The 20,565-nt window shown below is 71.2% G+C and carries 24 protein-coding genes and 2 pseudogenes; 20 read left to right on the forward strand and 6 right to left on the reverse strand.

Features of this window, described 5'->3' with window-relative positions; genetic code table 11:
- Positions 1-205: 205 nt before the first annotated feature.
- The 5 genes from ACIRYZ_RS22815 to ACIRYZ_RS22835 all read left to right on the forward strand — a co-directional run bounded on the left by ACIRYZ_RS22815 (position 206) and on the right by ACIRYZ_RS22835 (position 4,857).
- Positions 206-1,486, forward strand: coding sequence for an MFS transporter (locus ACIRYZ_RS22815; protein ID WP_402946822.1), 1,281 nt, complete (start codon positions 206-208; stop codon positions 1,484-1,486).
- Between the two features lie 27 nt (positions 1,487-1,513).
- Positions 1,514-2,077 (forward strand): hypothetical protein, encoded by a 564-nt coding sequence (locus ACIRYZ_RS22820; protein WP_402946825.1) that lies wholly within the window; start codon positions 1,514-1,516, stop codon positions 2,075-2,077.
- A 79-nt stretch (positions 2,078-2,156) separates the two neighbouring features.
- Positions 2,157-2,960, forward strand: a complete 804-nt coding sequence (locus tag ACIRYZ_RS22825; protein WP_402946828.1) for an MBL fold metallo-hydrolase — start codon at positions 2,157-2,159, stop codon at positions 2,958-2,960.
- A 7-nt stretch (positions 2,961-2,967) separates the two neighbouring features.
- Positions 2,968-3,399: a nuclear transport factor 2 family protein gene (locus tag ACIRYZ_RS22830; RefSeq protein WP_393040262.1), complete on the forward strand. Its 432-nt coding sequence runs from the start codon at positions 2,968-2,970 to the stop codon at positions 3,397-3,399.
- 159 nt (positions 3,400-3,558) lie between these two features.
- Positions 3,559-4,857 (forward strand): NAD(P)/FAD-dependent oxidoreductase, encoded by a 1,299-nt coding sequence (locus ACIRYZ_RS22835; RefSeq protein ID WP_402946832.1) that lies wholly within the window; start codon positions 3,559-3,561, stop codon positions 4,855-4,857.
- A 91-nt stretch (positions 4,858-4,948) separates the two neighbouring features.
- On the opposite strand, the gene ACIRYZ_RS22840 is transcribed toward ACIRYZ_RS22835, so the two are convergent.
- Positions 4,949-5,119 carry a group II intron maturase-specific domain-containing protein gene (locus ACIRYZ_RS22840; RefSeq protein WP_402946835.1) on the reverse strand — a complete coding sequence of 57 codons (171 nt, stop codon included), beginning with the start codon at positions 5,117-5,119 and terminating at the stop codon, positions 4,949-4,951.
- 1,064 nt (positions 5,120-6,183) lie between these two features.
- Here ACIRYZ_RS22840 and ACIRYZ_RS22845 point away from each other — a divergent pair.
- From ACIRYZ_RS22845 to ACIRYZ_RS22900, 12 genes are all read left to right on the forward strand, one after another.
- On the forward strand, positions 6,184-6,324 hold the full coding sequence (locus tag ACIRYZ_RS22845; protein ID WP_402946837.1) for a hypothetical protein: 141 nt from the start codon (positions 6,184-6,186) through the stop codon (positions 6,322-6,324).
- Positions 6,325-6,916: 592 nt separating this feature from the next.
- Positions 6,917-7,360, forward strand: a complete 444-nt coding sequence (locus ACIRYZ_RS22850) for a CBS domain-containing protein (protein ID WP_402946840.1) — start codon at positions 6,917-6,919, stop codon at positions 7,358-7,360.
- Between the two features lie 35 nt (positions 7,361-7,395).
- Positions 7,396-7,902, forward strand: coding sequence for a DUF2267 domain-containing protein (locus ACIRYZ_RS22855; protein ID WP_402946843.1), 507 nt, complete (start codon positions 7,396-7,398; stop codon positions 7,900-7,902).
- Positions 7,883-8,125, forward strand: a complete 243-nt coding sequence (locus ACIRYZ_RS22860; RefSeq protein WP_402946845.1) for a hypothetical protein — start codon at positions 7,883-7,885, stop codon at positions 8,123-8,125. Before ACIRYZ_RS22855 ends, ACIRYZ_RS22860 begins: the two co-directional genes overlap by 20 nt.
- 411 nt (positions 8,126-8,536) lie before the next feature.
- Complete coding sequence (locus tag ACIRYZ_RS22865; protein WP_402946848.1) at positions 8,537-8,773, forward strand: universal stress protein; 237 nt, start codon at positions 8,537-8,539, stop codon at positions 8,771-8,773.
- The gene (locus tag ACIRYZ_RS22870) at positions 8,770-9,885 is read left to right on the forward strand and encodes a Vms1/Ankzf1 family peptidyl-tRNA hydrolase (protein ID WP_402946851.1); all 1,116 of its coding nucleotides are present in this window, start codon (positions 8,770-8,772) and stop codon (positions 9,883-9,885) included. Before ACIRYZ_RS22865 ends, ACIRYZ_RS22870 begins: the two co-directional genes overlap by 4 nt.
- Positions 9,886-9,936: 51 nt before the next feature.
- Positions 9,937-10,740 carry an HPF/RaiA family ribosome-associated protein gene (locus ACIRYZ_RS22875; protein ID WP_402946854.1) on the forward strand — a complete coding sequence of 268 codons (804 nt, stop codon included), beginning with the start codon at positions 9,937-9,939 and terminating at the stop codon, positions 10,738-10,740.
- 29 nt (positions 10,741-10,769) lie between these two features.
- Positions 10,770-11,006: a hypothetical protein gene (locus ACIRYZ_RS22880; protein ID WP_402946857.1), complete on the forward strand. Its 237-nt coding sequence runs from the start codon at positions 10,770-10,772 to the stop codon at positions 11,004-11,006.
- Between the two features lie 18 nt (positions 11,007-11,024).
- Complete coding sequence (locus ACIRYZ_RS22885) at positions 11,025-12,125, forward strand: hypothetical protein (RefSeq protein WP_402946859.1); 1,101 nt, start codon at positions 11,025-11,027, stop codon at positions 12,123-12,125.
- A gap of 549 nt (positions 12,126-12,674) precedes the next feature.
- Complete coding sequence (locus ACIRYZ_RS22890; protein ID WP_402946862.1) at positions 12,675-12,965, forward strand: hypothetical protein; 291 nt, start codon at positions 12,675-12,677, stop codon at positions 12,963-12,965.
- A 370-nt stretch (positions 12,966-13,335) separates the two neighbouring features.
- The gene (locus ACIRYZ_RS22895) at positions 13,336-13,998 is read left to right on the forward strand and encodes a PspA/IM30 family protein (protein ID WP_402946865.1); all 663 of its coding nucleotides are present in this window, start codon (positions 13,336-13,338) and stop codon (positions 13,996-13,998) included.
- A 62-nt stretch (positions 13,999-14,060) separates the two neighbouring features.
- Positions 14,061-14,408 (forward strand): hypothetical protein, encoded by a 348-nt coding sequence (locus ACIRYZ_RS22900; protein WP_402946868.1) that lies wholly within the window; start codon positions 14,061-14,063, stop codon positions 14,406-14,408.
- 147 nt (positions 14,409-14,555) lie between these two features.
- On the opposite strand, the pseudogene ACIRYZ_RS22905 reads toward ACIRYZ_RS22900, so the two are convergent.
- From ACIRYZ_RS22905 to ACIRYZ_RS22915, 3 genes and pseudogenes are all read right to left on the reverse strand, one after another.
- Positions 14,556-14,816, reverse strand: a pseudogene (locus ACIRYZ_RS22905) (Fe-S cluster assembly protein HesB); the annotation flags it as partial.
- A gap of 318 nt (positions 14,817-15,134) precedes the next feature.
- Complete coding sequence (locus ACIRYZ_RS22910; protein ID WP_402946871.1) at positions 15,135-15,986, reverse strand: IS5 family transposase; 852 nt, start codon at positions 15,984-15,986, stop codon at positions 15,135-15,137.
- A 224-nt stretch (positions 15,987-16,210) separates the two neighbouring features.
- Positions 16,211-16,813, reverse strand: a complete 603-nt coding sequence (locus ACIRYZ_RS22915; RefSeq protein ID WP_402946874.1) for a TetR family transcriptional regulator C-terminal domain-containing protein — start codon at positions 16,811-16,813, stop codon at positions 16,211-16,213.
- A gap of 135 nt (positions 16,814-16,948) precedes the next feature.
- Between ACIRYZ_RS22915 and ACIRYZ_RS22920 the strand changes: the two genes are divergently transcribed.
- The 3 genes and pseudogenes from ACIRYZ_RS22920 to ACIRYZ_RS22930 all read left to right on the forward strand — a co-directional run.
- Entirely contained in the window at positions 16,949-17,776 is an 828-nt protein-coding gene (locus ACIRYZ_RS22920; protein WP_402946876.1) for an MBL fold metallo-hydrolase, read from the forward strand.
- A 23-nt stretch (positions 17,777-17,799) separates the two neighbouring features.
- Positions 17,800-18,297 carry a hypothetical protein gene (locus ACIRYZ_RS22925; protein ID WP_402946879.1) on the forward strand — a complete coding sequence of 166 codons (498 nt, stop codon included), beginning with the start codon at positions 17,800-17,802 and terminating at the stop codon, positions 18,295-18,297.
- A gap of 76 nt (positions 18,298-18,373) precedes the next feature.
- Positions 18,374-18,520: pseudogene (locus tag ACIRYZ_RS22930) on the forward strand (IS5/IS1182 family transposase); the annotation flags it as partial.
- Positions 18,521-18,797: 277 nt separating this feature from the next.
- Here ACIRYZ_RS22930 and ACIRYZ_RS22935 read toward each other — a convergent pair.
- Both ACIRYZ_RS22935 and ACIRYZ_RS22940 read right to left on the reverse strand, forming a co-directional pair.
- Positions 18,798-18,986 carry a hypothetical protein gene (locus tag ACIRYZ_RS22935; protein ID WP_402946881.1) on the reverse strand — a complete coding sequence of 63 codons (189 nt, stop codon included), beginning with the start codon at positions 18,984-18,986 and terminating at the stop codon, positions 18,798-18,800.
- A gap of 305 nt (positions 18,987-19,291) precedes the next feature.
- Positions 19,292-20,542 carry a multicopper oxidase family protein gene (locus ACIRYZ_RS22940; RefSeq protein WP_402946883.1) on the reverse strand — a complete coding sequence of 417 codons (1,251 nt, stop codon included), beginning with the start codon at positions 20,540-20,542 and terminating at the stop codon, positions 19,292-19,294.
- Positions 20,543-20,565 lie beyond the last annotated feature (23 nt).

The raw sequence follows: 20,565 nt of genomic DNA on the forward strand, positions 1-20,565 counted from the left end.
GCGCCCACCTCTCCCCCAGCCTCCGGCCGGGGGTACCCCCACCACGCGGCGGAGGCACTCGCCACAACGCGCCTCTTGACGGTTCGCTCGCTTCGCTCGTTCACGTGCAGGATCCTGCCACCCCCTCGAACCCCGGCCGCCGCCGATTGACGCGAACCGTCAATCCACGTGCCACCGGGCCCGAACCGGGCGGACGGTACCGGCCATGAGCCTGATCCAGGAGAAGTCCGTCCATGACCACGCCGCCGTCCGCAACGGCGAGCCGCCCGCCGCACCGATCGGCGCCGGCCGTCGGAACCCGTCCGCGCTGCTGAGCCTGCTGACCGCCGCCGGCGGCCCCCGGTACGCGGCGGCGCTCGCCGTGGACGCGGTGGGCGGCGGCATGCTGCGCCCGTTCCTGCTGCTGTACGGCGTCGGGGTGCTGCACCTGCACGCCGGCGCGGTCGGGTTGGCGCTGTCGGCCGGGATGGTGGTCGGCCTGCTGGTGGTGCCGCTGACCGGCCGCTGGATCGACAGCGGCGCCCGGACCCTGCCCGCCGCCGTCACGCTGGTGCTGCGGTCGGCGGGCGCGCTCACCCTGCTCGCGGCCGACGGGCTGCCGCTGTTCACCGCTGCGGCGGTGCTGTTCGGGGTGGGCAGCCAGTCCTGGCCGACCACCCACGCCGCCGTGGTGAGCACCCTGACCGAGGGACGGCTGCGGGACGCCGCGCTCGCCGCCGGCAAGTCGGTGCGCAACGCGGGCCTGGGCGCGGGCGCGCTGCTGGCCACCGTCGCGGTGGCCGACGGGGCTGGCGCGATCCGCCTGCTGGCCGGGGTGACGGGCGTGGCCTGCCTGGTCGCCGCCGCGCTGGTGGGGTCGCTGCGGGTACGCGCGCCGCACAAGGCCCACCGGGTGAGTCCGCGGGAACGGCACGAACCGCTGCGCCGGATCAACCTGCTGAGCCTCGCCAACCTCCCGTACGCGTTCTGCTTCGACGTGTTGGAGGTGGCACTGCCCGCGCTGCTGGTGCTGCATCTGCACACCTCTGCGGCGTGGTCCTCGGGCGTGTTCGTGGGCAACACGGTGCTGGTGATCGCGTTGCAGCTGGCCATCGTGCTGCGGTTGGCGAAGCGTTCGCGGCGGGCCGTGCTGGCTGCCGCGGGGGCGGCGCTGAGCGTGTCGTACCTGGGCTTCTGGGCGGCCGGGTCGCTGGGCGGCACCTCGGGCGCGGTGGGCATCGCGGCGGTGGCGGTGCTGTACACGCTGGGCGAGATCCTCTACACCGGCTCGGGTACGGCCCTGGTGACGGCGTCCGCGCCACCGCACCTGCTCGGGCGGGCGCTGGCGCGCTGGGAGCTGTCCAGTGGGGTCGGCCGGGCGGCGGCGCCGGCGGCGCTGACGGCGCTGCTGGCCGCCGGGCCCGGGTTGCTGTGGGTCTGCCTGGCGGCGACCACGGCGGTCGGGGCGCTGGCAGTGCTGCGGCTCGCGCCGACCGAATCCGAGTAGCCCGGGCCGGCTGGGATGATCATCACCATGGCCCTGACCCCCTTCCAGCAGCAGCTCCACAACCGGATCACCGCCGCCACCGAGGTGACGGCCCCGCCGAGGCCCTGGCGGCCCGTCGGCCCGGGCCTGATCCCGGTCGGGGCGCTGCAGGGCATCGGGTTCGCCGTCCACCCCGAGACCGGGCACGACCTGGTGCTGACGGTCTCCAGCAGCGGGCACGGCCTGTTCGACGCGGTGACGGGCGAGAAGCTGGAGCGCGAGTACGACCCGGAGGAGGACCCGGACGGCGCGGATCTCTCCTGCCCCGGCATCGGCCCGGTCGCGGACGTCCGGATCCCGGTGGCCGGGATGTGGGGCGGCGGCCTGCACAACAGTGCGGCGGGCGGCTGGGGCGTCGAGGTGATCTCCCCGGAGTGGCCGAGCCACCGCGTCCTGCTGACGGCCGGCCCCTGGAGCGGCGGGCACGGCACGGCCTGGTGGCACGTCTTCCACGCCTACTGGTCCGAGTTCCGCGCCGCCGGGTTCTCCCCCACCGGCCGGACCCTCGCGGTGGCCACCAGCAGCGACCTCACGCTCTGGACCCGGCACTGACCTTCCGGATGCGGACGCCGCCGCCAGCACGGATGCTGGCGGCGAGGCGTGCCCGGCCCGAGGAAGGACAGCGCGACGCATGAGTGCCCTCGACTTCGAGATCATCGACAGCCCCGACAGCTCGCTCAACAAGACCTCCGTCCTGGTCACCGGCCCGAACAACGCCCTGCTGGTGGATGCCGGGTTCACCCGCTCCGACGGGCGCCGCCTGGTCGAGCGGGTGCGCGCCAGCGGCAAGCGGCTGACCACCGTCTTCATCAGCCACGGCGACCCGGACTTCTACTTCGGCGCCCAGGAGGTCCAGGACGCCTTCCCGCAGGCCCGTTTCCTGGCCAGCTCCTCGACCGTGGAGCACATCCAGGAGACCTTCGACGCCAAGCTGCGCGCCTGGTCCCACCTCGGCCCCGAGCTGCCCACCCGGCTGGTCCGGCCCGAGGTGCTGCCCGGGGACGAGCTCGTCTTCGAGGGGCACCGGTTCGAGCTGCGCGGTTCCGACTTCCACCTGCCCGACCGGCACTACCTGTGGCAGCACCACCACCGCGCGGTGCTCGGCGGGGTGCTGCTCTTCGAGGGCCTGCACGTGTGGACGGCCGACACCCCCACTTCCGCCCAGCGCGCCGCCTGGATCGACCTGGTGGACGGCATCGAGGCGCTCCAGCCGACCTGGGTGGCGGCCGGCCACCGGATCGCCGACGCGCCCACCGACCTGAACGCGCTCGACCACACCCGCGCCTACCTGCGCGCCTTCGAGACCGAGCTGGGCCGGGCGGCGGACGCGGCCGCCGCCAAGGAGGCGCTGGAGCGGCGCTTCCCGCAGCTCGGGCTGAGGATCGCGGTCGACATCGGCACCAAGGTCGCCATGGGCGAGATGGCCTGGGGTTGAGCGCGCGATGATCGAGATCCCCCGGGACGTCGCCACCTTCGCCGAGTCCGCCGCCCCCGCCGACGTGGTCCGCCGCCAGTACCTGGCCTCCGCCCGGGGCGACCTGTCCGCGCTGCGCACCACCCTCGCCGAGGACGTCGAGTGGACCGAGATGGCCGGCTTCCCGCTGGCCGGCACCTACCGCACCCCGAAGGGCGTCACCGCCGGCGTCATGGAGCGCCTGTCCGCCGAGTGGGACGACTGGACGGCGCACGACGACACCTATGTGGTGGACGGCGAGAACGTGGTGGTCCTGGCCCGCTACACGGCCGTCCACAAGGCCACCGGAAAGCCGCTCGCGGTCCGGGTGGCCCACCACTTCACCGTGCGCGGCGGCCGGATCGTCCGCTTCGAACAGTTCACCGACACCGCCCTGGTCAGGGAGGCGATGACGCCGTAGCGCGGCGCGTTCGGCCGCCAGGACCGCACGTTCGGGCGCAGCACCGCTCATTCACCCGAACGGGCGAGCGTGGCGCGGCGCGCCCGTCGCGGTCTCGACACGCCACCCGTACGGCGACACGCTGGGGCCTGATCTGCGGCGGAGAGCGAGGAGTTGACCATGGCGGGCACGGAAACCGGAGCGGGACAGGGGCGGGAGCGTCCGATCGTGATCGTCGGGGCGTCCCTGGGCGGCGCCAAGGCGGCCGAGGCACTGCGCGAGGCCGGGTACCGGGGCGGCATCGTCCTGATCGGAGACGAGCACGAGCGGCCGTACGAGCGGCCGCCGCTGTCCAAGGGCTACCTGCTCGGCAAGGAGTCCCGGGAGAAGATCTACGTCCACCCGCCGCAGTGGTACGCCGAACACGACGTCACGCTGCGCCTGGGCACGGCGGTGGCCGCCATCGACCCGGCCGGGCACACCGTGACGCTCACCGACGACGGCCGGGTGGAGTACGCCAAGCTGCTGCTGACCACCGGCTCGGTGCCGCGCCGGCTGCCGGTGCCCGGAGCGGACCAGAACGGCGTGCTCTACCTGCGCCGGGTCGAGGACAGCGACCGGATCAAGGAGGCGCTGCGGCCGGGCGCCCGGATCGCGGTGATCGGCGCGGGCTGGATCGGCCTGGAGGTGGCGGCCGCCGCCCGCACGGCGGGCGCCGAGGTGACCGTCCTGGAGGCACTGGAGCTGCCGCTGCTGCGGGTGCTGGGCCGGGAGGTCGCCCAGGTCTTCGCCGACCTGCACCGCGACCACGGCGTGGACCTGCGCTTCGGCGTCCAGGTCACCGAACTGACCGGTGCCGACGACACGGTGAGCGGCGTGAGGCTCGGCGACGGCACCGAGGTGGCCGCCGACGCGGTGGTGGTCGGCATCGGCATCGTCCCCGCCGCCGGGCTCGCCGAGGCGGCCGGGCTGGAGGTCGACAACGGCATCAAGACCGACCAGCACCTGCGCACCTCCGATCCGGACGTCTACGCGGCCGGCGACGTCGCCAACGCCTTCCACCCACTGTTCGAGCGGCACGTCCGGGTCGAGCACTGGGCCAACGCCCTCAACCAGCCGCAGACCGCCGCCCGGGCGATGATCGGACGCTCGGACGCGGTCTACGACCGGGTGCCGTACTTCTTCACCGATGCCGAGTGGACACCTAGGCATCCTAACGAGCCGGTGGCGTCGCGGGACAAACTGAGCATGGAGTACCTCGGTTACGTCGAGCCCGACGGCTACGACCAGGTGGTGTTCCGAGGCGACGTGAAGGCCAACGAGTTCATTGCGTTTTGGCTCAAGGACGGCCGGGTCCTCGCCGGTATGAACATGAACCTCTGGGATGTCACCGACCCGATCCGCGAACTGATCGTCTCCAAGCGTGTGGTGGACGCCGACCGCCTGACGAACCCGAACGTCGCCCTCGGCGAGGTCTGAGACACGGCAAGAGCCCTGGTCGACGAGCAGCCAACCAAGGCCCCGTCCGTTCACCGCTGAGGGATGCACACGGACGGGGCCGGTTCGGTGGTCAGGGCTCCATCCGGCAGGCGTACACACCCTCGGCCAGCAGGGTCCATTTCGCCACGGCATGTCGGAAGTAGTTGGCCCATCCGCGCATGATCTGGGCAAGCCTGACCAGCACGGACGCGAAGTCCTGCTGCGATGTCTTGTGCGTCAGGACACGGATCTTCGCCTTCACCGCCCGGACGGGACCGGTGCGCGATGAAGGTGTAGACGTACCACTGAGCGTGAGAATTCTACGGAGACTGCGGTGGCGGGCATCGGCTCGTCCTCGTCATCGGCGTCCCAGCAGTATTCGTCTTCGGTCCAGCCGGCCCTGCGCAACGGCCCGGTGAGGCGCTTCAGCAGCCAGCGGTGGTCGGCCGGCCAGGTCGGTGATGCGGGTGCCACCGGCGCCCGAACCCCGCTGCGCACCGACGACGACACCGCCAGGGACGACATCGCCGCCTACACCGCCGCCCTACTGCGCGCCACTCCCGCGACGGGGACCCGATTGCTGCACCGCGGCGACAACGACGTCGCCCGGGCCGCCGCCGCAGTCGCACACGAGGTCGCCCCATCCTTCCTTGACGCTCGCCTGGCGGCCCAGCAGTTGCACGGCACCTACTTCCTACCTTCGGCGGACGACCGGGAGTGGCGCAGCCGGCTGAAGGCGGGGACGGAGGAACTCCTGAGGCAGGACCTCGCGGACGTCGCCGAACACACCCACTCCCGGCCCGAGGACCTCCTGGCGGTCCTGCGCGCGACGGCGTTCGCCCTCGGAGCCGGACTCCCCTGGGCAACGGTGTGGCCCGCCGCCGTCCGTGGCCTCGAGCCACGCTGCGAGGCGCCCGACACCTGCATCCGCGTGGTGCGCGACAGCCACCTCACGGGCTACCTGACCACCGCCATCGAGGACGGCCGAACCGTCTACCGGCCCATCCACGAACGCGTGGCAGAGGTCCTGCGCACTGCTCCGCATCCGGTCGCCCTCGGCAGGTCCGGGACAGGTCTCACATCTGTCCATCTGCTCGAAGTGGCGGGGCCGCCACGACCCTTCCTTCGAACAACGACTACAGCAAGGTCCCGGCAACCGCCGCGTGGACGGCATCCGACGGCACGACCCGTACCACCACCGTTTACGTGTGGCCCGGAGAGTCCGGCGGAACCCCCGTCCCGCTGTGGGTCGACCACCATGACGCGGTCGCCTCCGCGCCCATCACCCGCGGCCAAGCCACCGTGGCCGCCTGGACAACCGCAGCCATGACCGCCGGAATCGTCTCATTCCTGTGCTTGGCCGCATGGAAGGGCTCGGTCCGCATGCTGAACCACCACCGCTACGCCCAGTGGGACGCGGAGTGGAGCCAGGTCGAACCGCGCTGGTCCAAGCGGCTCCCCAACTGAGCGAGCCGGTTCGGCCTACGACCCGAAAGTGCGCCGTCCCGGCCGGGACGGCGCATCCCATCAGTGGGGGCGGGGAGAACAACCCGGAAAAGCAAACAGAAGGAGGACTCTGTCCGCTTCTCGCGGAACACGATCGCACGGTGCACGGCCAACAAGACCGCCCATCTCCGTGTCCAATCCCGGAGTCCTTCTTCCATTTATATGATCCCCGTTTCCGCTCCACGGAAACCCGAACAGGGCGGTGAGCTCGTCGCGCTCGCCCTTCTTTCCTCGGCCTCGTGGCGCCTCACCCTTCCAAGCTCATCCCGAGCACCACCGCGGGCAATCCGCGCAGGCGCCGACGACGGAGACAGCACGACCGTGGTTGCGGCCCGGCAACCGGTGGCCTCTCCTCACCGTGCACCTGGTGCCGGCGAGCGATTCGGGATGCGAAGGCTCCACGACGAGGACGACCCTGGAGGAGACGACTGCCGCTCGGGGCAGTAGTCCGTGCCTGGTGGATCAACGCACCCGGCGCCATCCCATGACGACCCGCCGGCCCTCGAGGCGTCTGGCAAGGTCGAGAACTCGCACCACAAAGGGAGGCACGATCATGACCACGGCACGCGACATCATGCACATCGGGGTGACCTGCGTGCAGGAGAACGAAACGCTGGAGACTGCGGCCCAGCGGATGCGCGAGCTGGACATCGGCGCCCTGCCGATCTGCGGCGCCGACGACCGGCTGCACGGGATCATCACCGACCGCGACATCGTGGTCAAGTGCCTCGCCGAGGGCAGGGACCCCAGGACCACGACCGCCGGCGAACTCGCTCAGGGCAAGCCGGTCACCGTCGACGCGGACGCCGACCAGGGCGAGGTCCTGCAACTCATGGAGGAGCACCGGATCCACCGCCTGCCAGTCATCGACGCCCACCGGCTGGTCGGCATGATCAGCGAGGCCGACATCGCCCGGCACCTGGACCAGCACGAGGTCGCCGAGTTCGTCGAAGCCGTCTGCGCCCCCCGTCCGAGCCTTCCGCCCGTAGGCCGGTAGCAGGGGAAGCGCTGGCACATAGAGGTATGACGATCATGACTGGTACCGGACTTCCCAACTTCGACCACGCCGTCCAGACCGCGAACACCTGGCTCATCGACGTGGCCAAGGCCACCGGAGAAGAGGAGGACCGCCATCGCGCGTACCGGCTGCTGCGGGCCTGGCTGCACACACTGCGCGACCGACTCCCGACCGATGTCGCGGCTCACCTCGGTGCGCAGCTGCCGACCCTGGTCCGGGGCGTCTACTACGAGGGCTGGGACCCGCACCCCACACCGGTGAAGTTCGACCGGCAGGAGTACCTCGACCGCTTCGGCCACGAGGCCTCCCTCCCGGCCGAGGACGCCGGGGACATCGTCCGCGCCGTCACCGCGGCGGTGTTCCTGCACATCCCCCCGGAGCAGCTGGAGCACGTCTTCGACGCGCTCCCCAAGGATCTCCGGTCACTCGTCACCCCCGAGGCGCAGGAGTCCGGCGTAGGAGCGGGAGACGGCGGCCGCCACGGGCCGGTACCGGCGGGTCGTGGTGAAGCTCAGCGGTGAGGCCTTCACAGACGAAGCCGACTGGGGGACCGTTTCGGTCAGCCTCGTGCACCTCGCCGAGGAGATCCTCTCGGTGCACGAACTCGGCGTCCAGACCACCGTCGTCCTCGGCGGCGGGAACTACTTCCGCGGCCGCGCGGCCGCGGCGTGGGGCATCGGCCGCACCGAGGGCGACACGATCGGCATGCTCGGCACCGTCATGAACGCGCTGCTGCTGCGCTGAGAACTCACCGCACACCACGCCACCGACGTCCGGGCCATGACCGCGACCGATGCTGCTGCGCCGACCGTGCGGCCGCGATCGGAGACTCGCCCCGTCCGGCATCAAATCCCTTCTCTGGTCATCGTGTTCACGTGCCGTGACAGCGCCGCGCAGCCACGGCCCCGAGGCCGACATACGACCACACGACTCCGCGTAGCGCAGCGACTCCGAGCCCCTGGAGCCGGGCTGGACCGCCGGGGATCGGCCCCCGGCGTCGCGTTCCCAAGCGCGGCAGGGCCGGGTGGCCCCATCCGGTGGAGACGACCGGACCTTGGACCGGGGCGGGTGGGCTGGGCACGGTGGTGTTGTGGGAAAGGGAACGAGGTCCACCGTGGCCGGTGAGGACCGGAGGGTGCGCCGCGTCGTCGTGGGGTGGACGGTTCGGCGGTCTCCCGGCTGGCGCTGCGGTGGGCCGTCGACCCGGCACGGCTCACCGGCGCGGCGGTCGAGGCGGTGACGGCCTGGACGTACCCGACGATCACCGCCTGGGCCAGGACGGCGGCCGATCCCCAGATCGACCGCTCCGCGCAGAAGGCGCTGGCCCGGACCGTAGAGGAGGTCGTGGGCCCCGCAGCCGCGGGCGGACCGATTCGAGGAGAACTCACATGACTACCGGAACAGAGACCGGCACCCGGGCCCTGCGCGATGTGCTCACCGCGCCCGGCCCCGTCCTGTCGGTCTACTTCGACCTCGATCCGCGCCCGGAGATGGGCCTGGACGCCGAGGAACGCTGGCAGGGCCTGTGTCGCCACCTCGCCGATCAGGGGGCCGGCGCCCACGAGCTGGACGCCCTGACCCGGCGCTTCCTCTCCTCCCAGCCCGGTGCTGGCGTACTCGCGGCCTTCGCCGCGGGCGGAGAGGTGGTGCACTCGGCCGTGCTGCCCGGCTGTGAGCAGCGGGACCTGGTCCTGCGGGCGCCCCTGCCGCATCTGCTGCCGCTGCTGGCCTGGCGCCAGGATCACCCCGCGCACGTGGTCGCTGTCGTCGACCGTACGGGAGCGGACCTGCGGCTCTACCTCGACGGTGCGACGGAGGGAGCCCGCCGGACCGTCATCGGCGCGGACGACGAGATCGAGCGCAACCGGCCCGGCGGCCGGTCCCAGATGCGCTACCAGCACCGGGCCGAGGACTCCTGGGAGCACAACGCCGTCCAGGTCGCCGAAGCACTCGGAACGGCGCTGGCCGAGGTGGACGCCCACGTGCTGATGCTGGCCGGCGACGTCCGCGCCCGGCAGTTCCTCACCAAGCACCTGCCCGCCCGGGTCCGCCGCGACGTGTCCATCCGCCCGGTCAGCGGCAGCCGCAGCCCGGACGGCGCCTGGCCGCACCGCATGGCCCAGATCGAGGCGGAGACCCGCCGCGCCGGGCACGAAGCAACCGCAGCCCTGCTGCACCGACTCGACGACGAGCGCTCACCCCGCGGCCACACCGTCGAGGGCACGTACGCGACCATGCGAGCGCTCGCCGACGGCGCCCTGCGCACCCTGCTGATCACCGACGGGCTCGCCGGCCGCCGCACCGCCTGGTTCGGCCCGGGCCCCACCCACATTGCCGACCAGCCCGCCTCCCTGCCCCCGGACCGCACACCGATGGTGCGAGCGGACCTCGCGGACACCGCGGTCCGGTCCGCACTGCTCACCGGCGCCGACGTACGGGTCCTTCGACCCGGAACGCCTGGCACGCCGGCGCAGGGGATCGGCGGCCTGACCCGCTACACCTAACAACCACTCGGCCGCAGCCGCGAAGCCGAAGCAGCGAACGAAGGAGATCCGATGACAACCGAACCAGTGGCCAGCCAGACACCCGAGGTCGAGATCGAAGCCCAGGGCGACCTCCCGCCCGGCGCGGCGGACCTCGCCCGCACCAAGGTCCTCACCCTCCTCGACGGGGTCCGCGAGCCCGTCCTGTCCGTCCGCATCCGCCTCACCCGGACGCACAACCCCGCCACCGAGCGCCCGTTCATCACCCAGGCCAATCTGGACGTCAACGGCCGCGCCGCCCGGGCGCACGTGGCCGCCGAGTCCATGTCCGAGGCGATCGACCTGCTGCGCGACCGCCTCGCCCTGCAACTGGCCCGGCTGCGCCGGCACTGGGAGTCCAGGCGCGGCGGCGTGCCGAAGGCCGGCGAGCACGAGTGGCGGCACGGTGACGAACCCGCCCACCGGCCCGACTACTTCCCACGCCCGCCCGAGGAACGCGAGATCATCCGGCACAAGTCCTTCTCACTCGCCCGCGAGAGCGTCGACGAGGCCGCCTTCGAGATGGACACCATGGACTACGACTTCCACCTGTTCACCGAAATCAACACCGGCCAGGACAGCGTCCTCTACCACACCGCACCCACCGGCTATCGGCTCGCCCAGGTCCACCCCCACCCCGAACAACTCGGCACCACTGCCCTGCCGTTGACCGTCAGCCCCACCCCCGCACCCCGGATGAACCCCGCCGAGGCGAAGCAGCGCATGGACACACTCGGCCAGCCCTTCGTGTTCTACACCGACGAGTCCACCGGACGGGGCAACGTCCTCTACCACCGCTACGACGGCCACTACGGCCTGATCACGCCTGCCGAATAGCCCGACCACCACCCACAAGGAGCCCCACGATGACAACCGACAGATCTGCCAAGCCACCCGACGCAACCCTCCACCCGACCGGCCGGGACGTCGAGAGCGCCGTCGAACGCGTCGAGCTGCTGGAAGCCCAGGTCCGGGCCCTCGGCCAGGCCATCCGCGCCCTCGTCCAGGGCATGGAGGAGATCCCCGACCAGGAGCCCGACCCCGAGCGCCCCGCCCGCGCCGCCCGCCTCGCCCACGAACTCCTGCTCGCCCAGGGGCTCTAGTCACCACTCAGGCCGACCATGAAACTGACCTTCCTCGGCCCGCTGTACGCGCGCCAGGGGCCCTACGCCTGCGCCTACGTCGACACCTCGCGGGACCTCGACGACCCCGACCGCGCGATCGAGCTGCGCCGCCGCCGTCTGGAGGCCCAACTGGCAGCCCAGGGGGCCGACACGGCCACCACCGGGGTGGTCGCCCAGGTCGTCGGCACCGACCGCGACCTGCCCGGCCGGCACGGCCAGGCGGTCTTCGTCGCCCATGGGCGCCTTGCCCTCGCCGAGGAACTGCCCGACCCACCGCCCAGCGACACGGCCCGGCTCGCCATGGTCCCCGACGCGATGCCGCTCGCCTTCCAACACGCCCCGGACATCCCGTACGTGGCCGCCATCGTCCACCGGGCCTCCCAGCCGCCGGGTGCCCGCTCGGCGGAATCCGAGGTCGAGGCCATCGTCGAGGCCGGACGCTGGCCCACCGCCCGCGTGGCGCCCGAACACCGCACCCGACGACAGGTCCCCGCCGACGAATGGCGGCAGACCGCCGTCGAGGTCGCCGGCCGGATCGCCGGCCTGGCTGACCGCGGCGAGGCCGAGGCAATCGTGCTGTCCGGCGACCACCGGGCCCGCAACACCATCGCGCGTGAACTGCCCAAGCGCCTGCGCCCGCGACTCGTCGGAATCGACAGCAGCGGCCCGGACGTCGAACCAGAGCGCGCGCTGCTGGAGGAGGAGCTCCGTTATCTCTTCCGCGGCCAGCTGTCCGCCCGTGACCACGCCTGCGTGGAACGGTTCCTGGCCCGCCGTGCCCGTGGCAGCGGGGCCGTCGAGGGGCTCGCGGACACGATCGCCGCCCTGCGCCGGGGCCAGGCCGAGGCCGTCCTGATCAACGACCCGTTCGACCTGCACCAGCGACTGTGGGTCGGCATGGCACCGAAGCAGATCGCCATCAGCCACGCGGAGTTGAGAAACCTGGGGGTCGAGTCCAGCTGGGAGGAACCGGCCGATGCGGCGCTGATCCGCGCGGTCGTCGGCACCGGCGCGGAACTCATCGTCATCCCCCACGACGAACTCCCTCTGCCCGACGGCTTGGGAGCCGTTCTGCGGTACCCCGACGCCGCCGGGTGAACCCGACGCAAGGGTCGGACGAGCGCGACCCAGCCTGGGCGCGAACGGCCCGGTGCCGGACCCGCGGGCATCGGGAGACCGGCACCGGGCTGTCTTACCTTCCCCATGATGGAACCTGCAAGGTGGGCTCCCTACGCCGGAATTGCCCGGCGGCAGGGCCACGACCTTGCCACCCCGGCGGGCGACGTGCCACACCATCACGACTTCCGGCGCGGCTGGATCGTGCTGGAGGATCATCTCGAACATCACGGGGCCCTTCCTCACTCGCATCGTGTTCGGGAGCAGGGTTCGGGGCAGGCCAAGTCGCACCCCCGTCCTGCGGACCGGGCCGCCGGCAGGGAGCTCCGAGGCCCGCTCCGCATGGCTCGTCCGCAGGTGGTCGGGCCTTCGGTCCGCACCCGTCGGAGGGGTGCGGATCGCTCAGGACTTGTCGTCTCGCGCTCCCCTGCGAGCCAGGGGATCGTGGGTGTCGTAGCGCGTGAGCGCCGCAGGCCGGCCCGCCGTGGCGGGATCGGCCGGGCGTTGATCGGTGGCGAGGAGGAGGCGGCCATGTCGGAGCACTTCGAGGTCGAGCCGCTGGGCGATCACGAGTACCTGTTGCGGGCCCGTGCCGGTGCGGAGACGGTCGTTTCGAGGTTCAGGGCCAGCGAGACCGTCGCCGAACAGCTCCACGCCACGCCGACCGACGAACAGTGGCTGGTGGAGGAGACGGCAGAGTTCCTGGCCGAGCACCAGCCGGTGATCGACCTGCCGCCGATGGTGGACCTCGACGACGTCGCGGCCTGCTACGACGACTACCTGGAGCAGCTCGGCCGCCGCCTGGCCTCCTCGAAGGCGTGATCGCCCTACTTCGGAGGGTGACGCGTCGCGCGGGTTGCGGGCTGCCCGGGTTGTGCCGTGCTGCTCCGGGAGAGACGGTGGAGGTGTTCGCTGACGTGGAGGGGCCGCCGATTACGTGCCGCCGTCTTCAGCGGCGGTGCGCCGTGGGGTGCGCTGAACAGCCGTGTCCCGGCACGGCCGGGTCTCACGGGTGTCGCCGGCTCTGCCCGAGCGGGTCGGCGCGGAGCCGGCGGTCCGCGGAGCCGGCGGTCCTCGGGACCGGGGTGCGGGATCCCCTGTCGGCTGGCCGCGTACAACATGGTTGATGGAGAGGGGGCGTGCGGCCTGGGCCCGGGCGCACGCCCTCGGCGGGCTGAGGAGCGGATGTCCGATGGCCGGGATTGTCAGCCGCATAGCCCATGTCTTCCGGGCGGGAGCTGGCCAGGCAGCGGGAGGGGCCCCGGATCCCGGTGAGGCGTTCGACTACGCGTACAGCCACCAGCTGGAGCAGCTGAGTCGGCTGATGTACGGGCTGGCGGAGGTGGCGACCGGCCGCAGGCGGCTGGAGCTGAGGATCGGCCAACTGGCGAACTCGGCACACCGCTTGGAGGAACAGGCGCGGCAGGCCCTGGCCGAGGGGAAGGAGGAGTTGGCCCGTGAGGCGCTGGCCCTGCGGGCGGGCGTGCGGGTCCAAGCGGCCAGGCTGGAGGAGCGGCTGGCGGTGCTGCGGGCGCAGGAGGACGGGTTCACCGCGGCTTTGAAGCACGCACAGGCGACGGCGGAGGCGTGCGGCGCGCGGATGGTGGCGCTGGCGGCCGAGTACACCCGGGCCGAGGCGCAGGTCGGCATCGGCGCGGCCGTGGCCGGTCTCGGGCAGGAGGTGGACGGCCTGGGCGCGGTGTTGCCGCGGCTCCAGGACGAAGCGGCGACGTCGCGGGCGGATGTGGATGTGCTGGACACGCTTGTGGCGTTCGGCGCGCTGGACGACGCCACGGTCAACGCCGGTGCGGAACCCGAGACGAAGACGAACGTCGAGCGGCCGGGGACGCCATGAGGTGGCACCGACGGGGCGAGCGCGGGGACCGTCCTCCTGGTGGGGCTGTTCCGGAGATCGAGATGGAGCTCCGTGGCGAGGTGTCGGGGGAAACCGTCGAGTACGCGCGCACCACGGTGCTCGATGTGGCGCGTCGTGCGAACGAACCGGTGCTGTTCGTGAGGGTAAGGCTGACGCAGGGGCGGGATCCGGGGGTGCGGCGGTCGGCGGTCGCCCGGGCCAGCATGGACGTGAACGGGCGGCCGGCACGGGCCAGGGTGGCGGCCGAGACGATGCGCGAGGCGATCGACCTGCTGAGCAACCGGCTGGACTACCGGGTTGCCCGGCTGGAGCACTGGCGGCTGTGGCCAGGCCCGATGTCGACCGACCCGTATGAGTGGCAGCGGCTGCACAAGCCGAAGGTGCGGTGACCGGCCCCCTGCGCCGTCACGGCCTCTCCGTCCACCATGCGGACGGGAGAGACATCCCGCCGGGCCGCCTCTCCCGGGCTGGACATTGGCCGGGGTGCGCGGGACGGATACCGACAGCTGCGTGCCGAGGCGCCCGCCCGGCGAAAGCCGCGCCATGGCAGTTGGGAAGTCGTGCACGGCGGGTTCGGCCGCCAGCAGCGCGGCGAAGTGCTCCGGGCTGCAGTCGGCGATCTCGTGCACGTCGAGGTCCTCGCGTCCGAGGCGTCGTGCGATGGTCATCGGCCCGGCGAAAGCCCACTCCGAGGGCACCTGCCGGTCCAGCAGGGCTCCCACCAGAAGGGCGAGCGCACTACGCGAGAGCAGGGCATCGGCCTCGGGCTGCTGCGCGATGCGCACCGCGACGTCCACGGGCGGGCCCTCCTGTGTAGCCGGCGATCGGGTTGTCCGCCCAGTGTGGTCGAAGCGTTTCGAACGGGCCGGGCAACACGCCCGCATCCGGCTGACGCCCGGCAGCTGGGAGCGTGACCTGATGCCGCCCCGGCCTTGGTCACACGCACGTTGAGCGCCTCACAGAGAACGGCGAGGCGCCGGTAGGCGTCGGCCAGCAAGGTGGGGGTGGAGGTCGCGGAGGCGGGAGGGACCTCCGGGGCAACGGTGACGCGCATTCCCCGGGTGTTGGCATTGCCATGACAAGGTAGCTTAACTTAGAGCGACCGAGGATAGGCGTCATTTCAGGCGTTGTGTGGTGGGTCGTGTGTCCCAGCGGTAGTGGGTGCGGGCTTCCCGGATGAGTGCACGGACGGTGACGAACGCGGCGGCGAGGTAGAGGTAGAAGTCGACGACCAGGCCGTCGCGTTCGAAGCGACGGCGGATCTTGCCGTAGCCGTTCATCCACGACTGCGACCGTTCGACGACCCACCGCTTGCCGACCTGGATCGGAGCGGGCACGCCCTTGGCAGCGATCTGTCCGATCAGCGCGTGGCCGTCCAAGACCTTCCGGCACGGCTTGCCTTGGTAGGCGGAGTCCAGGTGGATACGGGCCGAGGCCGGCAGTGCCCCCAGCTGCCGTTCGGCCGCGGCGACGGTCGGTTCCAGCAGCTTGGAGTCGTGGCGGTTGGCGCCGTCGGAGGCGATGCCCAGCGGCACGCCGCGGGCCTCGACCAGGGTCGAGCGCTTCAGGCCCTGCTTGCCGCGGTCCACCGGGGAGCGTCCGGCCTTGTCGCCCTTGACCGGCGCTTTGGTGTGGCAGCCGTCGGCGGACAGGTCGTCCAGATCCAGTCCGATCATCCGGTCGTAGGCGGCCAGGGCCAGCCGGTGCAGCTCGTGGCCCAGACCCAGTGCCGACCAGGTCTTGACCCGGTAACGGATCGTCCAGTCCGAGCAGCCCTCGACCGCGATCCGCTCGTAGCCCGAGCCGTGGACCAGGGCCTCGACGACCAGCCGGAACCCGGTCCGATCAGGTATTCGCCGCTTGTGGCAGCCCAGCGGGTGATTCGGATCGAACTCCGGGCGCTTGGGCAACAACGCCGAGAACTGGTCCCACAGCGGCTCGAACAGAGATGATGGCACGGCAGGCACGGACCCTCCGACGGTTACGAAGCGTAGAGAACTCCGAAACCATTAGGTCCGTGCCTGCCTGTCAAACCACTGAGTCGCTCCAAGCACGGCTCATACCTATCCTCTGTCGCTCTATAACCATCTTCTCTCTGCCCTGCCGTTGCTGATCATGGCGCCGACGTGCACGGGCACTCCAACCGTGCTTCACGCTGGCCCGCGACCCCTAACTCCAGGCTGGAAAGGCCTCAACGCCCGCCAGCGGCGCGGCGCATGGCGCGGCGGGCGCGTTGGGGCGCGGCGTCGTCGCATTGGAGTTGGATGGCCTGGTTGGCGGACATGGCGATGCCGTTGAGCTCGAAGGCGATCTGGGCCGGGTCGGTGTCGGGCGGCAGGTCCCCCGTCTCGACCGCCGCCGCGGCAAGGTGTTCGAGGTAGGCCAGCCAGCGGCCGGCGGCCTGTGCGACCGCGTCGCGGACCGAGCCGGGACGGCCGTCGAACTCCGTGGCCGCCGCGGTGAGAAAGCAGCCGCCCTCGGCGATTCCGCCGTGCTCGAGGTAGTCGATCCAGGCGTCGCACAGGTGGCGCAGCCGTTCGATGCCCGTCGCGGTCCGGGGCACCCTGGCGGGAACCAGCTGCCGGAACTGCTCGACGGCGGCATCGAAGGTGGCCAGTTGCAGTGCCTCCTTGGAGCCGAAGTGCCCGTACACGCCGGCCTTGCTCATCTCCAGGTCGTCGGCGAGGCGCCCGATGGTGACCCCTTCAAGGCCGTCGCGGGCGGCGATCGCCACGGCGCGGTCGAGGATCCTCGCCCGGGTGTCGCGGGCTTCTGCGGCTGAGCGTCGAGGCATGCCCGAACTTTAGCAAACGCACGTGCGCTAACGACATACGAACGATCGTAAGCTAAAGTCGCCGGCGTGACACGCCGGCGGCAACCGCCGCCCGCGGCCGCATACCGACCAACAGAACGAGCAGGAGGCGACAGGATGCGGATACGACGACTAGGCTGGGCGGGAATCGAGATCGAGGCAGCCGGAGGACGCGCCGTCATCGACGCAGTCACCGCGATGCCCCAACTGGCCCAAATCATCGGCCCACCCCGCACCGAACTCCTGCCGCCGGCAGGACCGGTCGACCTGGCACTCGTGACCCACCTTCACGAAGACCACACCGACGCAGCCGCCCTCGCCGCGGCACTCGCCCCGGACGGGACCCTGCTACGCCCCGCACCCGCCGAGGGCACCGCGCGCGAGACCCTGGACACCACCGCCGCCGAAGCCGGCCTGGCCGAGCACAAGCTGCCCGCGATGATCGTGGAGCCCTGGCAGAGCGTCAGCACAGGGCCGTTCACCGCGACCGCCGTTCCCGCGGTCGACGGGCTCGGCGCACCGCAGGTGTCCTGGGTCGTAGAGGCGGGCGGTCGCCGGATCCTCCACTGCGGCGACACCCTCTTCCACGGGCACTGGTGGCAGATCGCCCAGCGCCTGGGCCCGTTCGACGCGGCCTTCCTGCCGGTCAACGGAGCCATGTGCACTTTCCCGCACCTGCACCCCGCGAGCCCGTTCCCCGTCGACCTCGACCCCGCACAGGCGGCTGCGGCAGCCCACCTGCTGGGCGCCCGGATCGCGGTGCCGATCCACTACGACACTCTCCACGCCGTCGGGGTGTACGAGCAGATCGACGACCCGTCAGGGGCGTTCACCACCGCGTGCGACAAACTCGGCGTGGCCAGTCGGGTGCTCGACCCCGGGGGCACCCTCGACCTGCCCGCCGACAAAGGCGACGCCGGGAACGACAGGGCAGCGGTTGATTAACACGGCCGGATATTCTCTGCCCCATGTCCGAACCGAACGCCGATCCGGAGCACATACTCGACGACCTTCTCACGGGAAGGCGTCGCATCCTTGAGCTGACGCGGTCGCTGACCTCCGCCGAGCCCCACTCGTTCCTGCCGCTGCTCGCCGACGAGGACCGGTCCAGCCCCTACGACCTCGACGGTCTCGACGACGACGAGCGGGAGCAGGTCCGCCGCGGGGCGTTGCTCGTCCTGGCCGACGACTTCGTCGACGAGGCGGAATGGGGCGGCGACAACATAACGGTGGGATTCCGCCGGACAGACACTTTCTCCGACGATTTCGAGGAACTCGTCAAACTCATCTCGGCGCATTACGGCGAGGCCGTTGAGAACACAGATGAGCTGCGTTGCTCGGATTCCGGCAAGGCCGCCTACTGGCGAGCGGGAGAGTCGACGTTGGTGCTCCAAGTCTTCGAAAACTACCCCGGCGGCAACATCGAACTCCACCTCTGGCTCGCGGCGATCGCCGACCAAGCGTGAGCCACGGCCCGCCGCCGAACTCCACCGCGTCGGGCTTCGACGGCGCGGCCGGAGCGCGCCGCTGCTGGGCCGGTAGGTCCGCCGCTGCTTCGAACGCGACGGCCTGGTCGCCGACTTCTACCTCTACCTCGCCGCCGCGTTCGTCACCGTCCGCGCACTCATCCGGGAAGCCCGCACCCACTACCCCTGGGACACACGACCCACCACACGACGCCTGAAATGACGCCTATCCTCGGTCGCTCTTAACCTTCGGCGTTGATCTCCGGCGATCGAGGGGGGTGTGTCAGCTCCTTCACGGGCGCGTGGCATGCGAAGGCCAGCGGCGCGTTCCGACCTTGGAGTGCGCTGCTGGCCCGGTCGAGCGTCGCCTGAGGCAACCGATCCGATCGGACGGCCGTTGGGCCGTCACGGCCGCTCGGCCCAGCGGCCATCGCCTGGGAGTCGACGGTGCTCAGGCTGCCTTCCGGCGGGGAGGCTCGGTGCCTGCGCTCGGACGACCGTCATGCCTTCTCCAGGTCGTCTTCCCCGAAGAAGAAGTCGGGCCCGGAAGGATCCGCGTCGCTTTGAACCTCATAGTGGGTTCGCCCCTTGCGATCCTGTGTGACATCGACGATGGTGCCCTCCGCGGTTCTCTCCTCTAGATCGGGCCGGGGCGCGAAACGCACATGGTCACCCCTGTTGGAAGGCATGGAGAATCCTTCCTCTGTCATAGGCCGGCACGGCTGGTGTGCCCCTCGGAGCTCGATGTCATCGAATCCGAACGCACGTTCTGAACGCACGTTCTTTGGCGATCGGTGCGGCGCGAACGGGTGACATCAACTGTCGACTGTCTTCATTCGGCAGGCTGCATCAGGCCCGCGCCGCGCCTGGCCCGGTGAGGCACTCTGCCTGGCCCGGCAGATCGAGCAGCCCGAATAGTCCAAGCAGCCGGCCCAGGCGATGCGCGGCGTCCCGCAATGCACCGCCTGGGCCGGCCACTCGCGGTGACATTTCGTCAGTGGACGACGTCGATGTAGCTCATCATGCCGTTGTCCTCGTGGGCCGCGATGTGGCAGTGGAACATCCACTTGCCCGGGTAGTCGGCGAAGGCGACTCGGATCACGACCTGGCCCGGTACGCCGTCGACGGCGTGCGGGACGGGGATGGTGTCCTGGCGGTGAGTGTAGGGCTGGGCCACGCCGTTGACGGACACCACCTGGAAGGCGTTGGTGTGCAGGTGGAAGGGGTGGTCCTCGCCGGAGTGGTTGACGATGGTCCACTCCTCGACGGTGCCGACCTTGGCCGGGGTGTCGAAGACGGAGCTGTCCATCGCGAACTGCTTGCCGTTGATGTAGAAGGTGTTGCCGTCGGCGCTCTCGGACAGGTCCAGGGTGCGCTGCTGGGCGACGGGCACAGCGGAAAGGTCGGCGGGGGCCGTGGGGATGGTTCCGGTGACGTCCGGAAGCCGGTGCACGGGGTGGCCGGCGACCTTGACCGTCGCGAGCTCCGTGTCGGGGTAGGAGTCACCCTGCGGGCCGTTGCTGTAGGCGGTGGTGCGCAGCACCGTCTGGGCGGGGTGGGCGCCGGCGGTGACGAGGACGTCGTAGCGCTTGCCCGGGGGCAGCAGCAGGGTGTCGGGGGTGGTGACCTGGGCGACGGGGGTGCCGTCCTCGCCGATGACGGTGAAGTGGTAGCCGTCGAGGTGGAGTTGGTAGAAGATGTCGGCCCCGGCGTTGGCGAGGCGCCACAGCTGGGTCTCGTTCGGCTTCATCGACAGCACCGGCCGCAGTCGGCCGTTGACCAGGCGCACGGTCGGGTTGTTGGAGTTGATCGAGGTGGTGTCGGTGTTCTGCGGGATGTGCCCGGTGGGGTCGAGTTGGAGGTCCTTGAGGACGAGGGTGTGCGCCTCGATGTGCCGCAGCGGCTTCGGCAGCAGGGTGCGGTCGTCGCCGACGATGAGGGCGCCGGACAGACCGGCGAAGATCTGGTTCTCCACGTCACCCGGCATGGCGGCCATGCCCGGCATGCTCTGGGAGCCCGGCGCGGGGCACGTGGTGCCCATGGCGTGGCTGTGGTACCAGAAGGTGCCCTGCGGGTGGTCGGCGGGGATCGCCAGCTCGTACGTGGTGGACCGACCCGGCGCCACACACAGGAACGGGTCGTCGGACTGCCCCTCGGGTGAGACGTGCAGGCCGTGGAAGTGCAGGTTGGTGGCAACCGGCAGGTGGTTGACCAGGTGGACGGTGACGGTCGACCCGGGCTTCACGCGGATGGTGGGGGCAACGAACG

The sequence above is a fragment of the Kitasatospora sp. NPDC101155 genome, assembly GCF_044768305.1.
GTDB lineage: Bacteria > Actinomycetota > Actinomycetes > Streptomycetales > Streptomycetaceae > Kitasatospora.

Coding starts and splice junctions, on each gene's coding strand:
- ACIRYZ_RS22815 (WP_402946822.1), top strand. CDS start 206: ATGAGCCTGATCCAGGAGAAGTCCGTCCATGACCACGCCGCCGTCCGC.
- ACIRYZ_RS22820 (WP_402946825.1), top strand. CDS start 1,514: ATGGCCCTGACCCCCTTCCAGCAGCAGCTCCACAACCGGATCACCGCC.
- ACIRYZ_RS22825 (WP_402946828.1), top strand. CDS start 2,157: ATGAGTGCCCTCGACTTCGAGATCATCGACAGCCCCGACAGCTCGCTC.
- ACIRYZ_RS22830 (WP_393040262.1), top strand. CDS start 2,968: ATGATCGAGATCCCCCGGGACGTCGCCACCTTCGCCGAGTCCGCCGCC.
- ACIRYZ_RS22835 (WP_402946832.1), top strand. CDS start 3,559: ATGGCGGGCACGGAAACCGGAGCGGGACAGGGGCGGGAGCGTCCGATC.
- ACIRYZ_RS22845 (WP_402946837.1), top strand. CDS start 6,184: ATGACCGCCGGAATCGTCTCATTCCTGTGCTTGGCCGCATGGAAGGGC.
- ACIRYZ_RS22850 (WP_402946840.1), top strand. CDS start 6,917: ATGACCACGGCACGCGACATCATGCACATCGGGGTGACCTGCGTGCAG.
- ACIRYZ_RS22855 (WP_402946843.1), top strand. CDS start 7,396: ATGACTGGTACCGGACTTCCCAACTTCGACCACGCCGTCCAGACCGCG.
- ACIRYZ_RS22870 (WP_402946851.1), top strand. CDS start 8,770: ATGACTACCGGAACAGAGACCGGCACCCGGGCCCTGCGCGATGTGCTC.
- ACIRYZ_RS22875 (WP_402946854.1), top strand. CDS start 9,937: ATGACAACCGAACCAGTGGCCAGCCAGACACCCGAGGTCGAGATCGAA.
- ACIRYZ_RS22880 (WP_402946857.1), top strand. CDS start 10,770: ATGACAACCGACAGATCTGCCAAGCCACCCGACGCAACCCTCCACCCG.
- ACIRYZ_RS22885 (WP_402946859.1), top strand. CDS start 11,025: ATGAAACTGACCTTCCTCGGCCCGCTGTACGCGCGCCAGGGGCCCTAC.
- ACIRYZ_RS22890 (WP_402946862.1), top strand. CDS start 12,675: ATGTCGGAGCACTTCGAGGTCGAGCCGCTGGGCGATCACGAGTACCTG.
- ACIRYZ_RS22895 (WP_402946865.1), top strand. CDS start 13,336: ATGGCCGGGATTGTCAGCCGCATAGCCCATGTCTTCCGGGCGGGAGCT.
- ACIRYZ_RS22900 (WP_402946868.1), top strand. CDS start 14,061: ATGGAGCTCCGTGGCGAGGTGTCGGGGGAAACCGTCGAGTACGCGCGC.
- ACIRYZ_RS22915 (WP_402946874.1), bottom strand. CDS start 16,813: ATGCCTCGACGCTCAGCCGCAGAAGCCCGCGACACCCGGGCGAGGATC.
- ACIRYZ_RS22920 (WP_402946876.1), top strand. CDS start 16,949: ATGCGGATACGACGACTAGGCTGGGCGGGAATCGAGATCGAGGCAGCC.
- ACIRYZ_RS22925 (WP_402946879.1), top strand. CDS start 17,800: ATGTCCGAACCGAACGCCGATCCGGAGCACATACTCGACGACCTTCTC.
- ACIRYZ_RS22935 (WP_402946881.1), bottom strand. CDS start 18,986: ATGCCTTCCAACAGGGGTGACCATGTGCGTTTCGCGCCCCGGCCCGAT.